This window comes from Streptomyces sp. 2A115, assembly GCF_052245575.1.
Lineage (GTDB): Bacteria > Actinomycetota > Actinomycetes > Streptomycetales > Streptomycetaceae > Streptomyces.
Genome location: NZ_JBQQCG010000038.1, coordinates 1 through 22,499, shown reverse-complemented (window position 1 = coordinate 22,499; position 22,499 = coordinate 1). Strand labels below are relative to the sequence as shown.

The 22,499-nt window shown below is 70.3% G+C and carries 22 protein-coding genes; 11 read left to right on the top strand and 11 right to left on the bottom strand.

The features are described from left to right. The first annotated feature begins 108 nt into the window (after positions 1 to 108). Positions 109 to 762, top strand: a complete 654-nt coding sequence (locus ACTWQR_RS29070; RefSeq protein ID WP_443230152.1) for a TetR/AcrR family transcriptional regulator — start codon at positions 109 to 111, stop codon at positions 760 to 762. 107 nt (positions 763 to 869) lie between these two features. Here the strand turns inward: ACTWQR_RS29070 and ACTWQR_RS29065 are convergent, their stop codons facing one another. The 3 genes from ACTWQR_RS29065 to ACTWQR_RS29055 all read right to left on the bottom strand — a co-directional run bounded on the left by ACTWQR_RS29065 (position 870) and on the right by ACTWQR_RS29055 (position 4,338). Beyond that, entirely contained in the window at positions 870 to 1,505 is a 636-nt protein-coding gene (locus ACTWQR_RS29065) for a DUF2218 domain-containing protein (protein WP_443230151.1), read from the bottom strand. Positions 1,506 to 1,778: 273 nt separating this feature from the next. Continuing rightward, positions 1,779 to 3,344, bottom strand: coding sequence for a DHA2 family efflux MFS transporter permease subunit (locus tag ACTWQR_RS29060; RefSeq protein WP_443230150.1), 1,566 nt, complete (start codon positions 3,342 to 3,344; stop codon positions 1,779 to 1,781). Between the two features lie 19 nt (positions 3,345 to 3,363). Beyond that, positions 3,364 to 4,338 carry a hypothetical protein gene (locus ACTWQR_RS29055; RefSeq protein WP_443230149.1) on the bottom strand — a complete coding sequence of 325 codons (975 nt, stop codon included), beginning with the start codon at positions 4,336 to 4,338 and terminating at the stop codon, positions 3,364 to 3,366. Between the two features lie 196 nt (positions 4,339 to 4,534). On the opposite strand from ACTWQR_RS29055, the gene ACTWQR_RS29050 reads away from it, so the two are divergent. The 3 genes from ACTWQR_RS29050 to ACTWQR_RS29040 all read left to right on the top strand — a co-directional run bounded on the left by ACTWQR_RS29050 (position 4,535) and on the right by ACTWQR_RS29040 (position 7,640). Beyond that, positions 4,535 to 4,819: a heavy-metal-associated domain-containing protein gene (locus tag ACTWQR_RS29050; RefSeq protein WP_443230148.1), complete on the top strand. Its 285-nt coding sequence runs from the start codon at positions 4,535 to 4,537 to the stop codon at positions 4,817 to 4,819. A 73-nt stretch (positions 4,820 to 4,892) separates the two neighbouring features. Beyond that, positions 4,893 to 7,154, top strand: coding sequence for a heavy metal translocating P-type ATPase (locus ACTWQR_RS29045; protein ID WP_443230147.1), 2,262 nt, complete (start codon positions 4,893 to 4,895; stop codon positions 7,152 to 7,154). Between the two features lie 129 nt (positions 7,155 to 7,283). Beyond that, the gene (locus tag ACTWQR_RS29040) at positions 7,284 to 7,640 is read left to right on the top strand and encodes an NADH-quinone oxidoreductase subunit A (RefSeq protein WP_443230146.1); all 357 of its coding nucleotides are present in this window, start codon (positions 7,284 to 7,286) and stop codon (positions 7,638 to 7,640) included. Between the two features lie 143 nt (positions 7,641 to 7,783). On the opposite strand, the gene ACTWQR_RS29035 is transcribed toward ACTWQR_RS29040, so the two are convergent. Next, a complete protein-coding gene (locus ACTWQR_RS29035; protein ID WP_443230145.1) occupies positions 7,784 to 8,419 on the bottom strand; it encodes a hypothetical protein in 636 nt (211 codons plus the stop codon). Here ACTWQR_RS29035 and ACTWQR_RS29030 point away from each other — a divergent pair. From ACTWQR_RS29030 to ACTWQR_RS29000, 7 genes are read left to right on the top strand one after another with little or no spacing between them, the layout of a single operon-like run. Further along, on the top strand, positions 8,405 to 9,280 hold the full coding sequence (locus ACTWQR_RS29030; RefSeq protein WP_443230144.1) for a hypothetical protein: 876 nt from the start codon (positions 8,405 to 8,407) through the stop codon (positions 9,278 to 9,280). The two genes, ACTWQR_RS29035 and ACTWQR_RS29030, sit on opposite strands and share 15 nt — an antisense overlap. Beyond that, complete coding sequence (locus ACTWQR_RS29025) at positions 9,273 to 10,217, top strand: NADH-quinone oxidoreductase subunit H (protein ID WP_443230143.1); 945 nt, start codon at positions 9,273 to 9,275, stop codon at positions 10,215 to 10,217. Before ACTWQR_RS29030 ends, ACTWQR_RS29025 begins: the two co-directional genes overlap by 8 nt. A 59-nt stretch (positions 10,218 to 10,276) precedes the next feature. Then, on the top strand, positions 10,277 to 10,837 hold the full coding sequence (locus ACTWQR_RS29020) for an NADH-quinone oxidoreductase subunit J (RefSeq protein WP_443230142.1): 561 nt from the start codon (positions 10,277 to 10,279) through the stop codon (positions 10,835 to 10,837). Next, positions 10,834 to 11,139, top strand: coding sequence for an NADH-quinone oxidoreductase subunit NuoK (locus tag ACTWQR_RS29015; protein ID WP_443230141.1), 306 nt, complete (start codon positions 10,834 to 10,836; stop codon positions 11,137 to 11,139). Before ACTWQR_RS29020 ends, ACTWQR_RS29015 begins: the two co-directional genes overlap by 4 nt. Further along, positions 11,136 to 12,989 carry an NADH-quinone oxidoreductase subunit 5 family protein gene (locus tag ACTWQR_RS29010; protein ID WP_443230140.1) on the top strand — a complete coding sequence of 618 codons (1,854 nt, stop codon included), beginning with the start codon at positions 11,136 to 11,138 and terminating at the stop codon, positions 12,987 to 12,989. The genes ACTWQR_RS29015 and ACTWQR_RS29010 overlap by 4 nt, the downstream gene beginning before the upstream one ends. A 5-nt stretch (positions 12,990 to 12,994) precedes the next feature. Continuing rightward, positions 12,995 to 14,500 (top strand): complex I subunit 4 family protein, encoded by a 1,506-nt coding sequence (locus ACTWQR_RS29005; RefSeq protein WP_443230139.1) that lies wholly within the window; start codon positions 12,995 to 12,997, stop codon positions 14,498 to 14,500. After that, positions 14,497 to 15,915 (top strand): NADH-quinone oxidoreductase subunit N, encoded by a 1,419-nt coding sequence (locus ACTWQR_RS29000; RefSeq protein WP_443230138.1) that lies wholly within the window; start codon positions 14,497 to 14,499, stop codon positions 15,913 to 15,915. The genes ACTWQR_RS29005 and ACTWQR_RS29000 overlap by 4 nt, the downstream gene beginning before the upstream one ends. 29 nt (positions 15,916 to 15,944) lie before the next feature. Here ACTWQR_RS29000 and ACTWQR_RS28995 read toward each other — a convergent pair whose 3' ends face one another. From ACTWQR_RS28995 to ACTWQR_RS28965, 7 genes are all read right to left on the bottom strand, one after another. Then, positions 15,945 to 16,748, bottom strand: a complete 804-nt coding sequence (locus ACTWQR_RS28995) for an enoyl-CoA hydratase/isomerase family protein (protein WP_443230137.1) — start codon at positions 16,746 to 16,748, stop codon at positions 15,945 to 15,947. Further along, positions 16,745 to 18,007, bottom strand: a complete 1,263-nt coding sequence (locus ACTWQR_RS28990; protein WP_443230136.1) for a cytochrome P450 — start codon at positions 18,005 to 18,007, stop codon at positions 16,745 to 16,747. The genes ACTWQR_RS28995 and ACTWQR_RS28990 overlap by 4 nt, the downstream gene beginning before the upstream one ends. Before the next feature lie 101 nt (positions 18,008 to 18,108). After that, complete coding sequence (locus ACTWQR_RS28985) at positions 18,109 to 19,410, bottom strand: cytochrome P450 (RefSeq protein WP_443230233.1); 1,302 nt, start codon at positions 19,408 to 19,410, stop codon at positions 18,109 to 18,111. Between the two features lie 117 nt (positions 19,411 to 19,527). After that, the gene (locus ACTWQR_RS28980) at positions 19,528 to 20,118 is read right to left on the bottom strand and encodes a GTP-binding protein (protein WP_443230135.1); all 591 of its coding nucleotides are present in this window, start codon (positions 20,116 to 20,118) and stop codon (positions 19,528 to 19,530) included. Next, complete coding sequence (locus ACTWQR_RS28975) at positions 20,093 to 20,467, bottom strand: DUF742 domain-containing protein (protein WP_443230134.1); 375 nt, start codon at positions 20,465 to 20,467, stop codon at positions 20,093 to 20,095. Before ACTWQR_RS28975 ends, ACTWQR_RS28980 begins: the two co-directional genes overlap by 26 nt. Continuing rightward, entirely contained in the window at positions 20,464 to 20,865 is a 402-nt protein-coding gene (locus ACTWQR_RS28970; protein ID WP_443230133.1) for a roadblock/LC7 domain-containing protein, read from the bottom strand. The genes ACTWQR_RS28975 and ACTWQR_RS28970 overlap by 4 nt, the downstream gene beginning before the upstream one ends. Then, positions 20,862 to 22,058, bottom strand: coding sequence for an ATP-binding protein (locus ACTWQR_RS28965; RefSeq protein ID WP_443230132.1), 1,197 nt, complete (start codon positions 22,056 to 22,058; stop codon positions 20,862 to 20,864). Before ACTWQR_RS28965 ends, ACTWQR_RS28970 begins: the two co-directional genes overlap by 4 nt. Between the last annotated feature and the right edge of the window lie 441 nt (positions 22,059 to 22,499).

Genomic DNA, 22,499 nt, shown 5'->3' with positions numbered 1-22,499 from the left:
GGCGGGTCGCGACCCTCGTCCGTCCAGCAGTTCGCGATACATGGCGTCCATTGGCGTACACGTCATCGGCCAGGGTGTGTCGAAACCGCCGCCACATACACTGAGCCGGTGCCCAAACTGTGGAACGAGACGATCGAGGCGCACCGTCGTGCGGTGCGCGACGCGGTCGTGAACACCACTGCGGAGCTGGCGGCCGAGCACGGAGTGCGGTCGGTGACGATGTCGCAGATCGCCGAGAAGGCCGGTATCGGCCGGGCCACCCTGTACAAGTACTTCCCGGACGTCGAGTCGATCCTGCTCGCCTGGCACGACCGACAGATCACCGAGCACCTGGGACACCTCGCGGAAGTCCGGGACCGGACCGAGGACGCGGGTGAACGGCTCACCGCGGTTCTTGAGGCCTTCGCTGCCATCTCCCGGCAGACGCAGAAGCATCACGGCACCGAACTCTCGGCCTTCCTGCACCGGGACGAGCGGGTCGTCCGGGCACAGCAGCAGCTGCACGACATGGTCCGGGACCTGCTGGCCGAGGGCGCGCGGGCCGGCGACTTCCGTGACGACGTCGCGCCCGACGAACTCGCCACCTTCTGTCTCCACGCCCTCACAGCCGCCGGCGCCCTGCGCTCCGAGGCGGCGGTCGCCCGCCTCGTCACCGTCACTCTGGCCGGGCTGCGTGCCCCGTCCCAGGCACTGGTCGACCGGAAACCGACGGCAGCTCACGAGCACGACGGCCACCGCGCGCAGCACCACCCTGACCGCTGAGCTGCCGGAGCCGCAGGCTCTGCCCGTATGACCGTGCGTCCCTCCGTCGCGCTGGTTCACCATGCCGGCCTTCGCGCTGGTTCACCGCGCGGGCCGTCGCGCCTGGTTCACCGTGCACGCCTGTGGCGGTGGCGGGCCGCGAAGCCGCCCACTCCGATGACCTTCACGAGGACGACCGCGAGGCCGATGGCTCCGGTGCCCCAGCCCAGCCACTGCGAAGCGGCCAGCACGGAGCCGCCGAGAACCAGGTGCGCGGCGACGATCAACGCCGCGACTGCGCCAACCGCCTTGAGGGTCCGCCTGCGTGTGCCGGCGCCGGCGTGCCCCGACTCCTCCGGGACGGGTGGGTGCGGGCCGTCCGTCCGGTCGTCCGTGCCGGAGTGAGCGCTGGGCGCTTCGGTCCGTTGCCAGACCACCGTCAGGTCATCGCGCCTGCCGATCTTCTCGACACGGGCGGCGACGAGGCTCCGCATCCGTCGCAGGTCCTCCTCGTTGGCCGCGTCGGCGCGCAGTACCAGCGCGTCCGGGGTGGCCCGCAAGGTCCACTGGCCCAAGCTCAGGCGGACGGTCCCGTGGGTGTCGGACCATTCGACGTGATGCACCTCGGGCGGCGTATGCGTACCACCGCCGGCGTGGGCGCGTGGCCGAAAGTGGCGGCGCCTCATCTGCTGCGCATGACGGCAGAGTTGGACGAGGTAGCGGCTCGCCCGTTCGGTCTCGACGCGAGCTTCCGCGATCGGCATGGCGTTTCCCTTCTGGGGGTTCTCCCAGGTCGACACCCCTGGGCACGCGGCCCCGCCGCGTACGGCGTGCCGGATCACCGTCGGACCTTCAGGACGCCCGCCAGCTTTATCGATACACAGTGTCTCTGTCAATACGGAGTGTCTTCAGGCAGGCCGACGCCCTTCCGGGATTGCGGACTGCTGCGGCACGAAGGACGCTCCGGACTGACCAGGTCGTCCGCCGCCTTCAGGCGGCCGTCATCAGTGGCGGGAGGGTGGCGGACGCCAACTCCGCTACGTCTTCTCGGCTTTGGGGCCAGTCTCTTCGCCCGGCGCCGCCGATCGGGCAGGCAGCAGGGCGACCGCCACGGCGCCTCCCACGATCACCACGGCCATGCCTATGAGCAGCGCGGCGTTCAGGCCGGAGCCGAAGGCGTCGCGGGCCGCGTCGGCCAGGGTGGCGCCCGGGCGGCCGTCGAGCTGCTGCGCGACGCGCAGCGCGGCCGCGAGGGAATCGCGGGCCGCGTCGGCCGCCTCGCCGGGCAGGTCCCGGGTCGCTTCCCCGGTTTCGGTGCGGTAGACGCTGTTGAACACGCTGCCCAGGACCGCGATGCCCAGCACTCCCCCGAGTTCACGGGTCAGGTCGTTGAGCGCCGAGGCGACGCCCTGCTTGGCAGGTGGCAGGGCCGCCACGATCGCGTCGGTGGCCGGAGTGGCGGCGAAGGCGATGCCCGCACCGAGGAGGGCCGTGCTCGCCAGCACGGGCCAGTAGTCCGCCCCGTCGGTGAACCCGGCCATCATGCCGAGTCCGGTCGCGATCATCGCCATGCCCAGGCCGATGACCGGGCGCATCCCGTACCGATGCGCCAGCGGTGGGGCGGCGGGCGAGACCACCATCGCGGCGATCGCCATGGGGACCAGCGCGGCCCCGGCGCGGAACGGCGAGTAGCCCAGGATCTCCTGGAGGTGCTGCAGGAGCAGGAAGAAGAACCCGAACATCGCCAGCGATTCGGCCGTGATGACCAGGGACCCCGCCGACACGCCGCGCAGCCGGAACACCCGTACGTCGAGCAGCGGCCGCTCGGCCCTCAACTCCCAGGCGACGAAGGCAAGAAGGCCGACGACCCCGACGACGAAGCCGGTCACCACCGCCGGATCGCCCCAGCCGGCTTCCGGGCCCTCGACGATCCCGTACACGAGGGCTCCGATGCCCACGACGGACAGCACGGCGCCGCCGATGTCCAGCGCGGCGGCATGCGGATCCTTCGACGTGGGAGCGATGAGCGCGGCGGCGACGAAGGCGGCGGCCGCGAGCCCGGTGTTCACCCAGAACACCGACCGCCACGAGAAGGCCTCCAGCAGTCCGCCCGCGAGGAGCACGGCGAGCAGGGCGGAGCCGAAGCTGATGCCGGACCACACGCCGACGGCCCGGCCGCGCTCCTGTGGCGGGAAGACGTTGGTGATGATCGACAGTGTCATCGGCATGACGAGCGCCGCGCCCGCGCCGGCGACTGCCCGCAGCGCGATGACGACGTTCACGTCGTCGACGAACACCACGGCACCCGAGGCCGCGCCGAACAGGACCAGCCCGGCCAGCAGCACCCCTTTGCGTCCGTACCGGTCCCCCAGGGCTCCGCCCGGCAGCAGCAGGCCGGCGAACGTCACCCCGTACGCATTCATGATCCATTGCAGGTCGGACTCGCTCGCCCCGAGATCCCGCGCGATGTCCGGCACTGCCACCAGCAGCGACGCGAGCATGCCCACGACGACGGCGAGCGCAAGGCACATCACCGCGAGAACGGCGGTCCGTCGCCGGGGTCCCAACGTCGCATCGAGTCGAGTCGACTCAGTCGCCCGCATGGTGGTTCACCTCGCTCCCTCAGTGCCCGTGGCCGTCCGAGCCTTCTTCCACGGCCTCGTCCTGCTCGGCGCCGCCGTCCGTCGCCTCCGCCGCGGCTCCGGCCTGGACGGTGAACGCGGCGGTCCGGACCACGCCCTGGTGCTTGAAGTCGAGGAAGAGGCGGTAGGTGCCGACGCTGGGTGCGGTGGCCGAGAACGAGACATCCGGGCCGGGCTCGGTCGTTCCGTCGCCGGGCTCACCATTGGGGTGGACGTGGAGGTAGGCGAGGTCGCCGGAGCGCAGGGCGACCAGGTGACCGTAGGCGCCGAGGTAGGGCTGGAGGTCGGTGACGGGCTTGCCGTTCCGGGAGACGTTGAGCTTCAGCTCGCTCTCCGTCCCGGGACGCAGTCCGCCGTCCAGGTTGACCTCGTAGCCGTCGACCTTGGCACTGGCGCTCGGCGCCGGCAGGTCCTTCGGCTCGTACGGGCCCGAAGCGGCCAGGTCGGCTCCGAGGGTGAGGTTCTCCGCGCCTTCCTTCGCCGGGGTGAAGTCGGCGAACACGCGGTAGTCGCCTGCCCGGGGCAGGTCGACCGGGATGCTCCAGGTTCCGTCGGCGGCGCGGGCGGGGTGCAGGTGGCGGTAGGTGACCAGGTCGCGCGAGGCCAGGATGAGGTGGAGTTCCTTGTCGTGCTCGCGCTCGTACGAGGTCACGGCGCGACCCTTGCCGTCCCGGATGGCGAAGCGCAGTTCGGTGCGCTCCTCGGCCTCGATGCGGGGAGTCTCGAGGTCGAGGGTGTAACCGCTCTCGGAGATCTGCAGCCCGCCGGCCGGGAGCCGTTCGTTCCCCGCACGGGCTCCGCCTCCCTCCAGTGTCGGCGATGCCTCGCTGTGGCTGCTCGCTGAGCCTTCGCTCTCCGCGACGACGGGATCGATGCCCTGGCCGACGCCATAGGCGGTGCCGAAAGTTGCGGCCAGCGCGGCGGCGAACGCGGTGATCTTCACTCCGGTGTGCATGGTCATCTCCGTTAAGGGCTGGGCCTTCGGCTTGGGTACGAGGCTCTCTCATTTCGTTCGACCATACCCCTAGGGGGTATGATGTCAAGGCCGCTGCGCCCCTTGCGTACGATACCCCTTGGGGGTATACAGGGATCCGGCACGGATACCCCCGGCCCCTATGTCGGGCCCCTATTCCACCCACACAGGAGGACCCATGTCTTCGTCTTGCTGCTCCGCGGACGGCAACTGCTCGACCGGCACCACCGGCCAGGCAACGGCCACCGAGGGCGTCATCACCGCCTACACCGTCTCCGGGATGACCTGCGGCCACTGCAAGGCCACGGTCACCTCGGCGATCGGTGGGCTGGACGGCGTGGCCAAGGTCGACGTCGACGTCGACACCGGCCGGGTCACCGTCACCAGTGCCGCCGAGCCGGACGACGCCCTGATCGCCAAGGTCGTCGACGAAGCCGGTTACGAGCTGACCGGCCGGTCCTGACCCGCACTCTCCTGAACCGCCGGGGCCCTGGTTACGCCGGGCCTCGGCCGCCCACCCCGTACGAGGAGCAGCCATGACCACCACCACGACCGGCGCCGCCGAGGTAGAGCTCGCCATCGGCGGCATGACCTGCGCCTCGTGCGCGGCGCGTATCGAGAAGAAGCTCAACCGCATGGACGGTGTCACCGCCACCGTCAACTACGCCACCGAGAAGGCCAAGGTCGCGTATGCCGACGGGGTGTCCGTCCAGGACCTGGTGGCCACCGTCGAGGCGACCGGCTACACCGCGCAGGAGCCCGCGCCCGTACAGGACCGGCCCGAGAGCGGCGACGAAGCGGCGGAGGCGGACGACGAACTGCGGCCACTGCGCGAGCGGTTGATCACCGCGGTCGTACTGTCCGTGCCCGTCATCGCGATGGCGATGGTCCCGGCCCTGCAGTTCGAGTACTGGCAGTGGCTCTCGCTGGCCCTCGCCGGGCCGGTCGTCACGTACGCCGCCTGGCCCTTCCACAAGGCGGCGTTCACCAACGCAAGGCACGGCGCGGCCACGATGGACACGCTGATCTCGGTCGGTACGTCGGCCGCGTTCCTGTGGTCGCTGTGGGCCCTCTTCTTCGGCACCGCGGGCATGCCCGGCATGACGCACCCCTTCGAGCTGACCATCTCCCGCAGCGACGGCGCCGGGAACATCTACCTGGAGGCAGCCGCCGGTGTGACCGCCTTCATCCTGGCCGGACGCTACTTCGAGGCCCGCTCCAAGAGAAAGGCGGGCGCGGCGCTCAAGGCGCTGCTGGAGCTGGGCGCCAAGGACGTCACCGTGCTGCGCCCCGACGGCAGCGAACAGACCATCCCCACCGCCGAGTTGAAGGCCGGCGACCGCTTCCTCGTGCGCCCCGGCGAGAAGATCGCCACGGACGGAACGGTCGTCGAGGGCTCCTCGGCCGTGGACGCCTCGATGCTCACCGGCGAGTCCGTACCGGTGGAGGTGAGCACCGGCGACTCGGTCACCGGTGCCACGATCAACGCGGGCGGCCGTCTGGTCGTCGAGGCCACCCGGGTAGGCGCCGACACCCAACTGGCCCGGATGGCCAAGCTGGTTGAGGACGCGCAGAACGGCAAGGCCGCCGCGCAGCGGCTCGCGGACAAGATCTCCGCCGTCTTCGTACCGATCGTGATCGCTCTCGCGCTCGGCACCCTGGGCTTCTGGCTGGGCAACGGCTCCGGGCTGACGGCCGCCTTCACCGCCGCGGTCGCCGTACTGATCATCGCCTGCCCGTGCGCCCTCGGCCTGGCCACTCCGACCGCGCTCATGGTCGGCACCGGACGCGGCGCCCAGCTCGGGATCCTGATCAAGGGCCCGGAGGTCCTGGAGTCCACCCGCAAGGTCGACACCATCGTTCTGGACAAGACCGGCACCGTCACGACCGGCCGTATGACCCTGCTGGCCGTGCACACCGCAGATAACACCGACGAGGCCGAAGTCCTGCGCCTGGCCGGGGCCTTGGAGCACTCCTCGGAGCACCCGATCGCCCGGGCCGTCGCCGACGGGGCGCTGCAGAAGCTGGGCGCCCTGCCCACGCCCGAGGACTTCGCCAACGTCCCCGGACTCGGCGTGCAGGGCATCGTCGATGGCCACGCCGTCCTCGTCGGGCGCGAGCGGCTGCTCGCCGAGTGGGCCATGGAGCTGCCGACCGAGCTGGAGCGGGCGAAGGCCGAGGCCGAAGCGTCCGGGCGTACGGCCATCGCGGTCGCCTGGGACGGTGAAGCGCGGGCGGTCCTCGAAGTCGCCGACGCGGTGAAGGAGACCAGCCCGGAGGCGATCGCCCGGCTGCGTGCCCTCGGTCTGACACCGATCCTGCTGACCGGCGACAACAAGGCCGTTGCCGAGTCGGTCGCCCGGGAGGTCGGCATCGACGCCTCCGACGTCATCGCCGAGGTGCTGCCGCAGGAGAAGGTCGACGTCGTCAAGCGGCTTCAGGGCGAGGGGCGTTCGGTCGCCATGGTCGGCGACGGTGTCAACGACGCGGCCGCCCTGGCCCAGGCCGACCTGGGTCTGGCGATGGGCACCGGCACGGACGCCGCGATCGAGGCCGGCGACCTGACCCTCGTACGAGGCGACCTGCGCGCCGCTGCCGACGCCATTCGCCTCTCCCGCCGCACTCTCGGCACGATCCGGTCCAACCTCTTCTGGGCCTTCGCCTACAACGTGGCCGCCCTGCCGCTCGCCGCGGCCGGCCTGCTCAACCCGATGATCGCCGGAGCGGCCATGGCCTTCTCCTCGGTCTTCGTCGTCGGCAACTCCCTGCGGCTGCGCTCCTTCCGCGCCGCCGACTGAACCACCCCCCTCGGGGACATGCGGTTCGGCCGCATGTCCCCGACCATCCCGAGAGCAACATTGCTAAGCTGCTTAGAAGATCCCTGGCGTGCGTGAACGCCTGAGAACGATCGTCGGAAAGGAGTCCGCGTGGAGACGTCCGACTGGCAACCGGTACTGGTCCTCCTTGTGCTCGTCGTCGCGGCCGTCGTTCTGCTCCATGCCCTGTCCCTCGCACTGCGGGCGGTCCGCGAGCCGCTGCACACCGGCCCGTTCAGCGGAGGGCTCGAACCGCGGGAACATCCCCTCTCCCGGTTCCACGTGCGCTGGTACCCCGTCACGATGGTCTTCCTCGCGTTCGACATGGAGATGCTCTTCATGTACCCGTGGACGAAGGTCGTCTCGGCCGTCGGCACGACCGCGGTCGTCGAGATGTTCCTCTTCCTGGGCGTGCTGCTCGCCGGGGTCGGATACGCCTGGCGGGAAGGGGCGTTCCGGTGGAGTTGAGGCGCAGGCTGGTGCGGACAGCCGTGTCCCGGCCGGGAGTTCTGCTCGCGGTCTGTCCCGGTGCCACGCGGGAACGGCTCGCCGTCGAGGCGGAGTTGGCGCGTCGCGGATGGCCGAGTGTGAGCGCCCCCGCGGCGGCGGATCTACTGGTGGTCCTGGGTGATCGGGAGGCCGGGGGGAGCGAGGAGAGCGACTGGGTCGAGAATCTGTGGCGCGGCATTCCGGCGCCCAAGGCCCGCGTGGAAGTCACGGATCCCGAGCGCACCGCCGACGCCCTCGATCGCGGGCTGGCCGAGCTGACGCACGGCCAACTCCCAGGTCCGGCCGAGACCTCGAACCGTAATCATGGTGCGGACGTCGGGCATGGCGAGCGGCCGGAGGCGGACGAGCACGCAGAGCATGGCGGGCACGAGGCACACGGCGACCATGGCGGACACGACATGCACGGCGGACACGAGACGCACGATGAGCGCGACGGTCACGACATGCATGGCGCATACGAGGCACACGAGGCACACGAGGCACACGAGGCACACGAGGCACACGAGGCACACGAGGCACACGACGAGCATGACGGTCATGACATGCACGGCGGGCACGAGGCGCACGGCGACCACGATGGTCACGACATGCACGCCGGACACGAAGCACACAGCGACCACGACGGCCACGACATGCACGCCGGACACGAAGCACACAGCGACCACGACGGCCACGACATGCACGCCGGACACGAAGCACACAGCGACCACGACGGCCACGACATGCACGCCGGACACGACATGCACGGTGGGCATCACGGGCACGCCGGACACGACATGGGCGGCCTCGTGGATGGCTTGCCCATGGCCGACCGGGCCGACGACCGGGACGGGTTGAGGCTCGACCGGCTGCACGTGCCGCTGGGGCCCGCGCTGGCCGACTGGCCCGCGGGGCTGATTCTGCGTATGGCCCTGCAGGGCGACGTCGTTCAGGAGGTGACCGTCGAGACAGTGGCCGTTCTGCCGTCTCCGCGTCCCCACTCCTGGGACTTCCGGGCCTTCTGGGACGAACCCTGGCTGCGGACCGCCGCCGGTGAACGTGTCTCGAAGGGCGACGCGGCACGACGGCTGTGTGCGGCGCATCTGGACAGCCTGGGCAGGTTCTTCGCCGTGGCCGGGTGGGCCGACATGGCCGCCCGTACCCGGTACGTACGCGATCGAGCCCTGGCCGGGGTCGACGCCGCCGAACTCACCTCCCTCGTACGTCCCTTGATCCGTCGGGCCGGGCGCTCTTGGGCCCTGCGACGACTCACGACGGGGCTCGGGGTACTGCGCACGGAACGGGCGCTTCACTCCGGGGTGACCGGACCGGCGCTGGTCGCCGACGGCGATGCGCACAGCCGCATGCTCGTGTGGCTCGACGCGGTCGGGCGGAGTGCGGCTGCCTGCGACGACACCGAGGCGCTGGACGGGGCCGAGGTCATCGGGCCACGCGGGCGCGTCGACGGGCCGGTACCTCCGTCGCGGGCGCTGCTGGACGTCCTGCCCGGCCTGTTGGAGGGCGCCGAGTTCGCGTGCGCGCGGATCACCGTCGCGAGCCTGGACCCGGACCCCGACGAGCTCGCGCGCATGCCGGTCGCGGAGATGGCCCATGGCTGAACGCACGCCGCTGTGGGCGGTCTTCGTCCTGCCTGCCCTCCTGGTCGCGGTGGCGCTGGTGACGGCCGGCGTCGATGCCGTGCTCGCGGCCGGTGCTCGGACCGGGCGGCCCGCGTCACTGCGCGAGGTGGCCGTACGGGCGGCCGGTCCCGGCCGTGAGGTGCTGCGGCAGCTGGTCCAGCAGCCGCGGCGGACCCGGGCGTCCGATGTGCCGCTCGCCCGCATCGGCGCGGCCCTGCTTCCCGTCGCCGCGGTCCTGGCCGCCGTCGTGCTGCCCCTCGGCTTCCGGTCGGTGAGCGATCTGCCGGACGGGATCGTCTGGTTCAACGCGATGGAGGCGCTGGCCTGGGCAGCGGTGTGGCTGGCCGGCTGGGGGCCGAACTCGACCCTCTCGCTCATCGGCGGCTACCGCTTCCTCGCACAGGGCCTGGCGTACGAGCTGCCGCACATGCTCGCCATCACCACGGCCGCGCTCGGCGCGGAGTCGCTGCGGGTCGGCGAAGTCGTTGACGCCCAGGCGGGGTTGTGGTTCGCGGTGTGGATGCCGGCGGCCTTCGGGATCTATCTGCTCAGCGCCATGGCGATGGCCTTCTGGGGTCCGTTCGACCAGCCCGCCGGACAGGACGTGGCGGGCGGCGCGGCCGCCGAACTGTCGGGCGCGGACCGCGTGCTCTTCCTCGGCGGCCGGTGGCTGCTGCTGGTCGTGGCAGCGGCGTTCAGCGTGCCGCTCTTCCTCGGCGGCGGGCACGGGCCACTGCTGCCCGGCTGGGTATGGACCGTACTCAAGACGGCCGCCGTACTGGCCTTCCTGGTGTGGGCCCGGCGCAGGATTCCCACCCTGCGCATGGAGCGCTATCTGGAGCTGGCCTGGGTCGTGCTGACCCCGCTCGCCATCGCCCAGGCGCTGGTGGTGGCCGTGGTGGTGCTGAACCGGTGAAATCCGTGAACTCCGTGAAATCCGCGAATTCCGTGACGAGGGCGAGGTGACGTACGCAAATGGATGTCGCGGTCTTCTGGATCCTGGCCGTCCTTGCGGTCGTCAGCGGCGTGTGGGTGTTCCGCTTCGACTCCATGGCCAGAGCGACGTTCTCCCTGCTGACCTCGCTGCTGTGTGTGGGCGGCCTGGTCATCCTGCTGGGGCTCGACTATCTGGGCATCGTCATCGTGCTGATGATGACCATCGAGATGGCCATCATGGCGGTGTTCATGGTGATGTACATGATGAACCCGGCCGGGCTCATGCCGATGACGATGATGCACAACAAGAAGGGCGCGGCCGTCGTCTGCGGTCTGGTCTTCGTGCTGCTGGCCGCCGGGATCATGCTGGCTCCCTGGCCCGCGCGCCGGGGCAAGGCCCCTGCCGATCCGACCATGGAACTCGGCATGTCGCTGATGGGCCCGCAGATGCTCACCATGATGACGCTGGGCCTGGCGCTGTTCGCGACGATCGTCGCCACGGTGGTGCTGGCCACCCGGCGGGGACGGTACGACCGGCTGGGCGACGACCTGCGGGCACAGCACGCGGACGATCCCGTACGGGGCGGTGTCGGCCGGTGAGTCTGGAACTGCTTCTGCTGGTGGCCGCGGCGCTGTTCTGCGTCGGCCTGTTCGGGGCTCTCACCCAGCAGTCGATCGTGATGCTGATGATGGGTCTCGAACTGATGCTGGGCGGGGTCATCCTGGCCGCCGCGGCCGCCTGGCACTACATCGCGCCGGCGGCGGCCGACGGTCAGGTGCTGATCGTCCTGGCGGTCACGGCGATGGCGTTGGAGATGGCGGTCGGGTTCGCCGTGGTCACCGCGCTGTTCCGTTCCCGCGAGGTCGACATGACCGACATGGCGGCGGAGTTGAAGGAGTGAGCGCCCTGATGTGGGCGCTGGTCGCCCTGCCGCTCGGTGCCGGTGCGCTGCTCCTGACGGTCGGGCGGCGGGCCGATCGTGCCGCGCCCGGCGTGGCGCTCGCTGTCGCGGTCGCCGCCCTGGGGCTGGCCGTCGCCGCGGCGTTCCGGCATCCGTCCGCGCGGGCACCGTTCCTCGACGGGCTGCCGGTGCGGTTCGCGGTGGACGGGCTTTCCGGGCTGCTGGCCGTCACGATCACCGCGGTCACGCTCGCCGTACTCCTCTTCAGCGCGGCGGAGTTCGGGGCGGGCGAGGCGCGGGCGCGCTTCTTCGGGCTGATGCTGCTGTTCGCCGGGAGCATGCTCGTCACGGTGACCGCTACGACCCTGCCCGTCCTGCTGATGGGCTGGGAGGTCATGGGCGCCACCTCGTGGGCGCTGATCGGCTACTGGTGGCGGGATCCGGAGCGTACGAGCGCGGCCGACACCGCGTTCCTCACCACCCGCACCGCGGACCTCGGCCTCTATCTGGCGGCGGGCGCGGCGCTCGCGAGCGGCCACGACTCGGCGCTGTCGCTCGACGGGCTGGCGCGCGCCGAGGAGCCGTGGCTGTCCTTCGTCGCCGCGGGCCTGGTCGTCGCCGCCTTCGGCAAGTCCGCCCAACTGCCTTTCAGCTTCTGGCTGTCGAAGGCCATGCAGGGTCCGAGCCCGGTGTCCGCGCTGCTGCACTCGGCGACGATGGTCGTCGCCGGGGCGTACTTGCTGCTGCGGACCGGTCCGTTGCTGGACGCCTCCGGCTGGGGTGACGACGTGGTCGCGTGGACCGGCGCGGTCACCGCCCTCCTCCTCGGGCTGGTGGCGGTGGCGCAGACCGATCTCAAGCAGCTGCTCGCCGCGTCGACGTGCGCGCAGATCGGCTTCATGGTGCTCGCGGCCGGGGCTCATGCCGCCACGGGCGGCACACTCCAGCTCATCGCCCACGCGGCGGCGAAGAGTCTGCTCTTCCTCGGCGCGGGCGCGTGGTTGACCGCACTGGGCACGCAGCGACTCCCCGGGCTGATCGGCGCCGCGCGCCGGCACCGAGCAGCCGGTGTGGCCTTCACCGTGGCCGCGCTCTCCCTGGCCGGGCTACCGCCGCTCTCGCTGTGGGCCGCCAAGGACGTCCTGCTCGCCGGAGCCCTGGAGAGCAGCCCCTGGCTGTACGCCGCCGGGCTCGCCGGAGCCGTACTGTCCGCGGTCTACAGCGCCAAGGTCCTGTGGTACCTGTGGCGCCCCGCCGTGCCCCGCCCCGATGCCCGGCGCATCCCCGGCGGGGCGGTGGCGCCGCTGGTCCTGCTGGCCCTGGCGTGTATCGCGCTGACGCCACTGGCCTTCGCTCCCCCGCGCGACAGCGTGGAGCGCGTACTCGGTCTCTCCGCCGGCATCGAACCCTCCCCGCATCCCTGGGAGTTCGCTCTCTCGGGCGCACTGGCCCTTCTCGCGGCGGCCGTCGCCTGGGCCTGGGGATCACGCCAACTGCCCCTGCCCCAGAGGGCGAAGACGGGTTTCCGTGACTGGCTGGGCCTCGAACGTGCCGCGCATGTCCTCCTCGTCGCACCGACGATGCGGCTCGCCCGCGCGGCGACGGCCTTCGACGACCGGGTCCTCGACCGCGCCGTGGACGGTTCCGCCGCGGCCGCCGTACGGCTCGCGCGCTGGACGGACGGTGTCGTGGAACGGGCCGTCGACGGCACTGTGGGCGCGGTCGCCGCCGGGACCCGGGCCCTCGGACGCTGGTCCCGCCGCCCGCAGACCGGTCAACTGCACCAGTACCTCGCCCAGGCCGTCGCCGCCTTCACCGTCCTCGCCGTCGTGTTCGTCCTCGTGAGGTGACCCCCTTGCTGACCGCCCTCGTCTTCGCGCCCACGGCCGTGGCACTACTCCTGTTCGCCCTGCCGCGCCGCACCTCACCGACGGTTTTCCGCGTCGTCTGGGTGGCGGTGTCGGCCATCGAACTCGCCCTGGTCATCGGCCTGTGGGCCGGATACGACTCCGCCGGCGGCATGCAGTACGAGGAACGCGCCCGCTGGATTCCCAGCGCCGGCGTCGGCTACCACGTCGGCGTCGACGGGCTGTCGCTTCCACTGCTCGCGCTGACCGGCCTGCTGTTCCTCGCCTGCGCGGTGTACTCCCTGCGCGAGAACCGCCGTATCCGCGAGTTCGCCGCGCTGTTCCTCTTCCTGGAGACCACCTGCCTGGGCCTGTTCGCGGCCCTCGACCTGATCCTTTTCTTCGTCTTCTTCGATCTGTCCATCGTGGCGATGTACTTCGTCATCGCCGGATGGGGTCACCGGCACGCGGCACGCGCGGCGTTGAAGTTCTTCCTCTACACCTTCATCGGGTCGCTCGCCCTGCTGCTCGGCTTCATCGGCCTCTACCTCGCGGCGGAGCCCCACACCTTCGACATGGTCGAGCTGACGGAGCAGAACCCGGTCGCCGGGCGCTCAGTCTACGGAGCCCTGGTTCTGCTCGCCATCGTCGTCGGCCTGGCGGTGAAGACACCGACGGTGCCCTTCCACACCTGGCTGCCGCCGGCCCACGTCGAGGCGCCCGCCGCCGGTTCGGCGATCCTCGCCGGGGTGCTGCTGAAGATGGGCACGTACGGGTTCGTACGCATCGCCATGCCGATGCTCCCCGAGGCCTGGCGCCGCTACGCGATCGTCCTCGTCGTCATCGGTGTCGTCTCGGTCCTCCACGGTGCCCTGGTGGCCCTCGCGCAGACCGACTTCAAGCGGATGGTCGCGTACACCTCCGTGAACCACATGGGATACATCGTGCTGGCGGTCGGCGCGGCCGCCGCCACGGCGGACGGCTCCGAGCAGGCTCGCTCGCTCGCCGTCACCGGCGCGGTGACACAGATGGTCAGCCACGGCCTGCTCACCGGGGCGCTGTTCCTGCTCGCGGGCGTGCTGTACGAACGCGGACGTACCTATGACATGGGCGCGTACTCCGGACTCGCCGCCGCAGCACCGGCGTTCGCGGCCATGACGGGCGTCGCCGCGTTCGCCTCGCTCGGGCTGCCGGGCTTCTCCGGCTTCATCGCCGAGTTCCAGATCTTCACGGGCAGCCTCGGGCCACAGCCCTTGGCCACGGCGCTCTCGGTGCTCGGCATCCTGCTCACCGCCGGGCTGTTCCTACGCGCACTGCGGCAGGTGTTCACCGGGCCGCTGCGGCTGCCCGACGCACCGGGTACGCCGCGGGTGTTCCCCGAGATCCGCGCGCACGAGAGCGCCGCCGTCGTGCCACTGCTCGTCCTGGCCGTGGTCCTCGGCGTGGCGCCCCGCTTCATGCTCGACGTCATCGAGCCGGCCTCCCGGTCCGTCCTGGAGTTGCTCGCCCGATGACCGAGATGAACGAGAACCCCCTCTACCTCCTCCCCGAGGTGCTGCTGGCCGCCTCGGCCGTACTCGGGCTCCTGCTCGGCTCCTGGCTGCCGCGCGCCCGGCAGTGGGCCGTGGGGCTCCTGGCGGCCGTCGCGTGTGTGGCGGGGATCGTCGCCGCGGCGGTGGCCGCCGCCGAGCCCGCCAGGACCGCCTTCGGTGACGCCTTCACCATCGATCCGGTGACCAGCACGTCCCGGATCGTCGTGCTCGGCGGCACGCTGCTCGTACTCGGCGTGTCCTTCGGTCCCCTGCGAGCGGATCCGAGGGAGAGCGAGTTCTACGTTCTGGTGCAGCTGGCCGCCCTCGGCGCGCTGATGATGGCCGGGGCGCAGGACCTGCTGCTGCTCGCCGCCGCGTACCTGCTGGCGAGCATCCCCGCCTATACCCTCGCCGGGTTCCGCAAGGACGGGCCGGGCACCGAAGCCGCCCTGAAGTTCTACGTGGTCGGCGCCCTGCTCGGCGTACTCATGCTGACCGGCGTCACCGTCCTGTACGCGACCGGGCGCGGTACCGCGTATCCGATGCTCGGGGAGGCACTGCGCGACGCACCCGAGGTGCTGATCGCCACCGGGGCGATCGGGCTGCTGGCGGGCGTGCTGTTCAAGGCCGGGGGTGTGCCGGCGCACTTCTGGGTCCCCGACGCCGTGCAGGGCAGCAGCCCCCCGGTCGCCGCGCTCCTCACAACCCTGCCGAAGATAGGTGCACTTGCCGCGCTCTTCCGGCTCGGTGACGCGGTCTTCGCGGGCAGTCCCCTGCCCTGGCCGGCGCTGATCGCCGTACTCGCCGCCGCGTCCATGACGCTGGGCAACCTCGGTGCGTTCTTCCAGCAGGACGTCAAGCGGCTGCTCGCGTACTCGACGATCAGTCAGGTCGGCTATCTGCTCATGCCGGTGGCGGTGGCCGGCCGCTCGGACCTCGCTCAGCAGGCGCTGCTGTACTACCTCGCGGCCTACACCGTCACCAACCTCGGCGCCTTCGCCGTGGTCTGCGCCCTCCCCCGCGCCCACACGCTGGACGACTACCGGGGCCTCGCCAAGGAGCGCCCGCTGCTGGCCGCGAGCCTGGTCATCTGCCTCCTGGGCCTCGTCGGTACCCCGCCCACCGCGGTGTTCCTCGGCAAACTCGAGGTGTTCAGCGCCGCGTTCGACGGCGGCTACGCCTGGCTCGTCGTCCTGGCCGCCGTCAACACCGTGGCGTCCCTCTTCTACTACCTGCGCTGGATCGTGCCCGCGGTCTCGCGCGGCGGATCACCGCGACCCGCCGAGGGTGACCGTGCGGCGCGCGTCATCGCGTACGCCGCCGCGGCCGTCTCCGTCGGACTCGGCCTGGCCGGAGGGCCCGTCCTGGACGCGCTGGCGGGACCGATCATGCGTTAGGCAGTCACCTGGCCGTGCCGGTCGAAGGACTAGGAACGCCTTGGTTCCTGCGCTCGACTGTGGTGGGTCGCGGCGAGGACGGCTGCCATGAGTTCGCCGTCCAGGGCTGAGGCGTCGGCGAGGCGCGTGGGGGCGGTGTAGGAGTTGAGCAGTGTCTTGGTGACGCGCAGGGCGGCGGCTTGTCGTCGGATGATGGGTTTGGCCCATGTGGTCACCGCCGCATCCAGTTCTGGTCCGGGGACGACCTTCTGCAGGATCGACAGCGCCAGGGCCTCCTCGGCGCCGAACGACCGGCCGGTGAGGATGAGTTCGCGGACGCGGGCGGCGCCGACCTCGCTGAGGAGGCGGGGCAGGAGGCCGCCCCAGGCGGTGGGCAGACCGAGGGCGAGTTCGGGCAGCCGGAACGTCGCGTTCTCGGCGCCGACTCGAAGGTCGCAGGCGAGGGCCAGGGCCAGACCCGCGCCGATGGCTTTGCCCTGGACTCTGGCGATGGTGACGGCGGGGTTGCCGGTCAGTGCTTCGCAGACACGCCGGGCCTTGATCCCCGAGTTCCGGATGCCGCTGCCCGTCGGGTCGTGGGCCAGGTGCTCGGTGAACTCGTTGCGGTCTCCGCCGAGGCAGAAATCGTCTCCGGCGCCGGAGAGCACGATGACCTGGATCAGGGGGTCCTGGTCGTCGAGGACGGTCAGCAGGTCGTCAAGGACCGCGTCGCTGACGGTGTTGCCTTGATCCGGGCTGTTCAGCTCGATGGACAGGACAGGGCCCTGCCGGTCCACCCTCACGGTCTTCAGGGCGGTCCCTGTCCGGGTGACCGAGGGGGTCAGAGCAGTCATGTCGTCACTTTCAAAGAAGTCACGCGCCGGAAGACCATCCGGGGCGCATAGGTGAGGTCCGAGGCCGGCCGCAGCGTGGCGAATCGATTCAGTAACTGGGTGAGCAACGTCTGGGCCTCGAGTCGCGCGAGGGCCGCCCCCAGGCAGTAGTGGGCGCCGCCGCCGAAGGTGAGGTGGGCGCCGCCCCGGAGGATGTCGAAGGTCTGCGGGCTCTCGTTGCGCCGGGGGTCGTGGTTGGCCGCACCGAACAGGACGTGGACCATCGAGTCCTTGGCTATGGACACTCCCGCCAGGACGGTGTCGTCCGCGGCGATCCGGGAGTTGAGGTGGATGGGCGGGTCGTAGCGCAGCGCCTCCTCGATGGCGTCGTCGACGTGCTCGGGATGTCCGCGCAGCCAGTCCCACTGCGCGAGATTCTGGAGCAGCATCGCCACGGTGACGGAGAGCAGCGTCGCCGTGGTCTCCAGGGAAGCGATCGTGATGAACATGGTGAGGTCGTAGACGATCCGGTCGGCGGCGGCCCGATCGTCCGGGAACTGTTCGTCCCAGTGGCGTATCCAGTCGGACACGACGTCGTCGCCAGGATGTGCGCGGCGTCCGCGTACCAGTTCGGTGAAGAAGGCACGGATCTGCCCGGTCGCCTCCTCGGAGACGGCCAAGTCGCTTTTGGTGGGCAGCAGTTCCTGGGCGTGGACCTGGCGGTGGGTCATGTCCAGAATGTGCGCGTAGTCCTCGGCGGGGAGGGCGAGCCAGCGGCCGACGGTGTGGATCGGCAGCTTCTCGCTGACGGTGGCGACGAAGTCTGCCTCGCCGTGGGTGCGCAGTCGCTCTTCCAGGTCGTCGAGGAGCCGGGTGGTGTGCGCGGCGATCTCGGGCCGCATGTCCTCGATGGTCTGGCGGTCGAAGGGATTGCCCAGACTGCGGCGCTGAGACGTGTGCGCGGGTGCGTTGAGCCGGGAGAGTTTGCTGCTCATTTCGAAGGTGGCGGGTGCGTGCCAGCGTTCGGCGTCCGGCTGCCGCTCCTGCCAGGCGAAGTCGGGCACGAGCCAGTTCCTGCCGCGCAGGACCTGGCTGCATGCCTCGAATCCGGTGATGAAGTAACCACCCCAGGGGGCGGGTACGACGTCTCCCATGCTCCGCAGTTCCGCCCAGAGGGGGAAGGGGTTGCTCTGCCCATCGGGGGCGCGGAGACGACGGAGAACGGAGATGACGGCTCGGCGGTCGTGGGTTGTGCCGCGTATGTCACCAACAGCGGTCACGCGGAGCTCCTTTGGGCAGGGCGTTACCGTTACTGGCGGAACCTACCCTTCCGACCTCCTCTGTCATGCACCCCTGCGTGTTGCTCCCGTCACATGCCGTGTCAGAGCCGGAACGTGTCGAGGAACGAGCTCCAGAAACCCTTCTTCTTGGCCGGTTCCGGGGAGGCGGCAGTGGGCGCCGGAGCCGGTTGGGCTGTCACGGGCCGGGACGCCGCCGCTTGCTGGAGCGCCGCCGCGACACGGGTGGCGGGTGTCGGGCTGAACCGCACCGGCAGCGCGACCAGCGCCCGGTGGAACGGACCCGGACGCCACATCAGGTTCTTGCTGGGAACCGAGAGGGCGAGGTCGGGGAGCGAGTTGAGGATCTTCTCGATGGCGGTCAGCGCGATGATCCGGGCCGGGTCCTTGGCGGGGCAGGCGTGCGCGCCGGCTCCCCAGGCCAGGTGGGCGCCGTTGCCGTGCGCCCGGCGGGCCTCGTTGAGGGCGGGATCGTTGTTGGCGCCGGCGAAGCTGATGACCACCGGGGAGTTGGCCTCGGCCACGACCCCGCCGAGGTCCACGTCCTGCCGCGGGAAGTGCGTGGCGTAGTTGGCGATGGGCGGGTTGTTCCACAGCACGTGGTCCAGCGCTTCGTCGACGAGCATGCCGGTGCCGCGTCCCGAGGGACCGTCGGACAGCAGGAGGAGCAGCGCGCTGCCGATGAGGTTGCGCTCGGGTTCGACGCCCGCGCCCATCAGCATGACGAGCTGGTCCTTGAGCTCCTCGTCGTTGAGGCCGGCCGGGTGCTGGATGAGCCAGGAGGTCATGTCGTCGCCGGGCTCACGGCGCTTGAGCGTGATCAGCTCCATGAGGCAGGCGGTGAGTTCCTCGTTGGCGCGCAGGGCGTCCTTGCCGTCGAAGATGGCGGACATCGAGCTGGTCAGGCGGTCGCCGATGTCGGCCGGACAGCCGAAGAGCTTGTTGAACAGGAGCAGCGGCAGCAGCTTGGCGTAGTCGTTGAGGAGGTCGGCGCGACCGCGTTCGCTGAACTGGTCGATGAGATAGTCGGCGATCGGCTCGACATCCCGGCGGATCCGGTTGATGTTGAGCCGGTCGAGGCTCTCGGTGACGGCCTTGCGCAGCCGCAGGTGCACCGCGCCATCGGTGAACAGGCAGTTGGGCCGGTAGGCCATCATCGGCAGCACGGGGTTGTCGAGGGATATGCGGCCCTCGTTCAGCGCTGCCCAGCGGCGGGAGTCGCGGACGAACAGTCGGGTGTCCTGAAGAACCCTCAGCGCCATCTCGTGCTGGACGATGAGGGTGGCGTCCACGCCGGGGGCGAGCTCGACGGGTGCCGCGGGACCCTGCGCCCGCAGGCGGTCGTACATCTGGTGCGGCTCGGCGGCGAAGTCCTCGCCGTGCATCGGGCATCTTGCCGGAGCACCTGGTGCGGCGGCCGCGTGCTGATAGTCCATGAGCGTGTTCCTTTGCGTTACCGGAGTCCTCGCGGCCCGGACCTGGGGGTGACGAAGGCCCGGGGGTCAGGCCGCGCGGGTGAGCAGATGTTGGACAAGAGCGATCAGCGCCTTGGCGGACGACGCCTGGTCCCGCGCGTCGCAGTACACGACGGGGGTGTCGGGGAGCAGATCCAGCGCCTCGCGTATCTCCTCCACGTCGTACTGGGCGTCCGGGTTGAAGGTGTTCACCGCGATGGCGTATTCGAGGCCGTACTTCTCGACCAGGTCGATGACGGGGAACGTCTCGGCCAGCCGGGAGGGGTCGACCAGCAGCAGTGCGCCGAGCGCACCCTGGGTCATGTCCTCCCACACCTGCATGAACCGCTGCTGGCCGGGCGTCCCGAACAGATAGAGCACCAGCTCGTCGCCCACGGTCAGCCGGCCGAAGTCCAGGGCGACAGTGGTCGTGATCTTGTCCGGTGCGCCCCGCAGGTCGTCCACATGGACGGACGCCTGCGTCATCTTCTCCTCGGTGCGCAGCGGGGTGATCTCCGAGAGCGCGCCGATGAAGGTCGTCTTGCCTACGGCGAAGTGCCCGACGACGAGGATCTTCGCCGTAGTGGTCACCGCATCCGAGACGTAGATCGTCTCAGCCGTATTTGGATTCGAGTCCATGCAGCACCCTTTCGAGAATTCCTCTGTCGACGGACTGGGCGCGAGGGGGTGCCGCGCGGCGCAGCAGATGCCCCTGCTCGAATAAATCGGTCAGCAGCAGTCGGGCCACGCCCACCGGCAGCTTCAGGTGGCCGGCCACCTCGGCGACGGCCAGGTAGCCGCCCGCGCACAGCTCCCAGATGGCCCGCACCTCGGGGCTGGCCGCCAGGGGCGGCTCCCGGTCGGGGGCCAGGGACACCAGGGTGTGCAGGGACAGATCGTCCGCGGTCGGCAGGCGCCGGCCGCCGGTGATGACGTACGAGCGGACGAAGTCGCTTGTGACCGGCGCTTCCTCGCCAGGCGTGGTCATGCCTCGGCACCGGCGTTCTGACGGGGAGGCGTGGTCATCGCCGTCCCGAGGACGCTCACCTGCTGCTGCATCCGGAACGACATGGCCTCCATGTCCACCTCCAGGGCCGCGGACACGGCCAGGTAGGCACCGCTGCCCGCGGCGATGAGGAAGATCCAGCCGCCGTCGTACTCGATGAGGGTCTGCTTCCAGACACCTTGCCCGGCGCCGACGAAGCCGGCGGCGGCCCGGCCCAGGGACTGCATCGAGCTCATCGCGGCAGCGTTCTTCTCCGCGTCGTCGCGCCCGATGTCACTGGACCGTTCCAGCAGCAGACCGTCGGACGAGACGAGGATCGCGTGGCGGGCTCCGCGCACCTGAAGCACGTCATTCAGCACCCATGACAGATCGGCGTTCACTGGTCCTGAGGTCCTTCCGTAGTGGTCGTTTCCCGCCCGCGCAGCGTCCCGCGCCCGAACGCCCCGATACGCGAAGCCGTCACCTCGCTGTTGTGTTCCGGCTCCATCCCCTCGGGCGACGGCACCACCGCGACGGGGCTGGACCGCCGCCTTCGCTTGGGAAGACCGCCCGCCGTCGTGCCGATCTGGACGGGCGGTGCCGGAGTGGCCACCGGAGTCAGCCGCTGCGGCGCGGGGGCCTCGGCCTCCGCCTCGCTCTCTTCCATTTCGGCTCCGCCCGCGGGCTCGGGAACGTCGTTCGCCAGGAGGCTCTCAGGCAAAAGGATCACCGCGCGTACGCCGCCGTAGGGGGACACGGAATCGACCGACACCTTGAAGCCGTATCGGGTGGCGAGCATCCCGGAGACGGCGAAGCCGAACTTGGGCGGGTCGCCGAGGCTGGTGATGTCGATCGGCCCCTGAGGGGACAGCAGAGCCGTGGAGCGGGCCATCTCCTCCTGGCTCATGCCCACACCGGCGTCGTCGACGATCAGGCAGACTCCGGTGGGCACGGCCTGGATGTTGATGTCGACACGCGTGCCGGGTGCGCTGGAGCGGGTCGCGTTGGCCAGCAGCTCCGCCAGGACCACCGCCACGGGTTCGACGGCCTTGCTGGCCAGCGCCACGTTCACCTGCGAGTTGATGTTCACCCGGTCGAACTGCTTGATGCGGCCCTGCGCGCTGCGGGCCACGTCGTACAGCGGAGCGGTGGACATCTCGCGTCGGCCGAGCCAGCCGCCGCACAGCACCGCGATGCCCTGGGCACGGCGGCCGAACTGGCTGTTGGCGTGGTCGATCTGCATCAGGACGGAGAGGACATCCGGGTTGTCCCCGTGCTCCTTCTGCGCGTTCGCGATCAGGAACTGCTGTTCGTCGGCGAGGAGTTGGAGAGAGCGCATCGCCGACTTCAGGACGGCCTTGATGGTGTCTTCCGCATCCTTGCGCACTGCCGCCACGTCGGCCGCGTGTACGTCGCTCAGCGCCGTGTGTTCCGCATAGAGCCGAGCTCGCTCGGCGTCGTGGGCGCTCTGCAGGGCAACGTTCTCCCTGCGGAGTGCCAGGTTGGTTCTCCGGGCGCGCATCACTGCGGCAATCGCAGCGACGAAGACCAGGAGGGAGATCCACAACAGCGGATCCTGGATCAATGACGTCATGAGACTCTCTTCAAGTCGCCTCGCGGCAGGCGTAGTTGTCGTCCGCTGGGTTCAGGCCAAGATCGCGGGCCTCGTCCGGCCGCGGACCATACCGGCGGACCAACAGCCGCTCCTTAGCGATGGGGCCCTAGAGACTGTCCCCCGTGCACGCATTTGACGTGCCGTCAGCCTACTGAAAAGTGTGATGATCTTAGCAGTTTGAAGTGGCTCAACAACCCTGCTCCACCGCCTACTTGGAGACCTTCACAGCAGATTCGCGACCGGTTCCACTCCAGGACCCGTCGACGGGCCATCACCAGATGAGTAAGCGGCCTCGCGCCCCGCCGCCGACGCACCCGGGGCCCGACACCCGATCTGTCGACTTTCAGCCAGACTGCGGCAATACGCGCCCACGGCAAAGCGGCTTGGGCCCTGAGGGGGGGGGCGTCCCCCCTCCTGGGC

What these genes read in the sequence shown, in the direction of transcription:
- ACTWQR_RS29065 (WP_443230151.1), bottom strand. Translation starts at nt 1,505, where the DNA reads ATGCCGATCGCGGAAGCTCGCGTCGAGACCGAACGGGCGAGCCGCTAC.
- ACTWQR_RS29060 (WP_443230150.1), bottom strand. Translation starts at nt 3,344, where the DNA reads ATGCGGGCGACTGAGTCGACTCGACTCGATGCGACGTTGGGACCCCGG.
- ACTWQR_RS29055 (WP_443230149.1), bottom strand. Translation starts at nt 4,338, where the DNA reads ATGCACACCGGAGTGAAGATCACCGCGTTCGCCGCCGCGCTGGCCGCA.
- ACTWQR_RS29050 (WP_443230148.1), top strand. Translation starts at nt 4,535, where the DNA reads ATGTCTTCGTCTTGCTGCTCCGCGGACGGCAACTGCTCGACCGGCACC.
- ACTWQR_RS29045 (WP_443230147.1), top strand. Translation starts at nt 4,893, where the DNA reads ATGACCACCACCACGACCGGCGCCGCCGAGGTAGAGCTCGCCATCGGC.
- ACTWQR_RS29030 (WP_443230144.1), top strand. Translation starts at nt 8,405, where the DNA reads ATGCACGCCGGACACGACATGCACGGTGGGCATCACGGGCACGCCGGA.
- ACTWQR_RS29025 (WP_443230143.1), top strand. Translation starts at nt 9,273, where the DNA reads ATGGCTGAACGCACGCCGCTGTGGGCGGTCTTCGTCCTGCCTGCCCTC.
- ACTWQR_RS29020 (WP_443230142.1), top strand. Translation starts at nt 10,277, where the DNA reads ATGGATGTCGCGGTCTTCTGGATCCTGGCCGTCCTTGCGGTCGTCAGC.
- ACTWQR_RS29000 (WP_443230138.1), top strand. Translation starts at nt 14,497, where the DNA reads ATGACCGAGATGAACGAGAACCCCCTCTACCTCCTCCCCGAGGTGCTG.
- ACTWQR_RS28995 (WP_443230137.1), bottom strand. Translation starts at nt 16,748, where the DNA reads ATGACTGCTCTGACCCCCTCGGTCACCCGGACAGGGACCGCCCTGAAG.
- ACTWQR_RS28985 (WP_443230233.1), bottom strand. Translation starts at nt 19,410, where the DNA reads ATGCACGGCGAGGACTTCGCCGCCGAGCCGCACCAGATGTACGACCGC.
- ACTWQR_RS28980 (WP_443230135.1), bottom strand. Translation starts at nt 20,118, where the DNA reads ATGGACTCGAATCCAAATACGGCTGAGACGATCTACGTCTCGGATGCG.
- ACTWQR_RS28975 (WP_443230134.1), bottom strand. Translation starts at nt 20,467, where the DNA reads ATGACCACGCCTGGCGAGGAAGCGCCGGTCACAAGCGACTTCGTCCGC.
- ACTWQR_RS28965 (WP_443230132.1), bottom strand. Translation starts at nt 22,058, where the DNA reads ATGACGTCATTGATCCAGGATCCGCTGTTGTGGATCTCCCTCCTGGTC.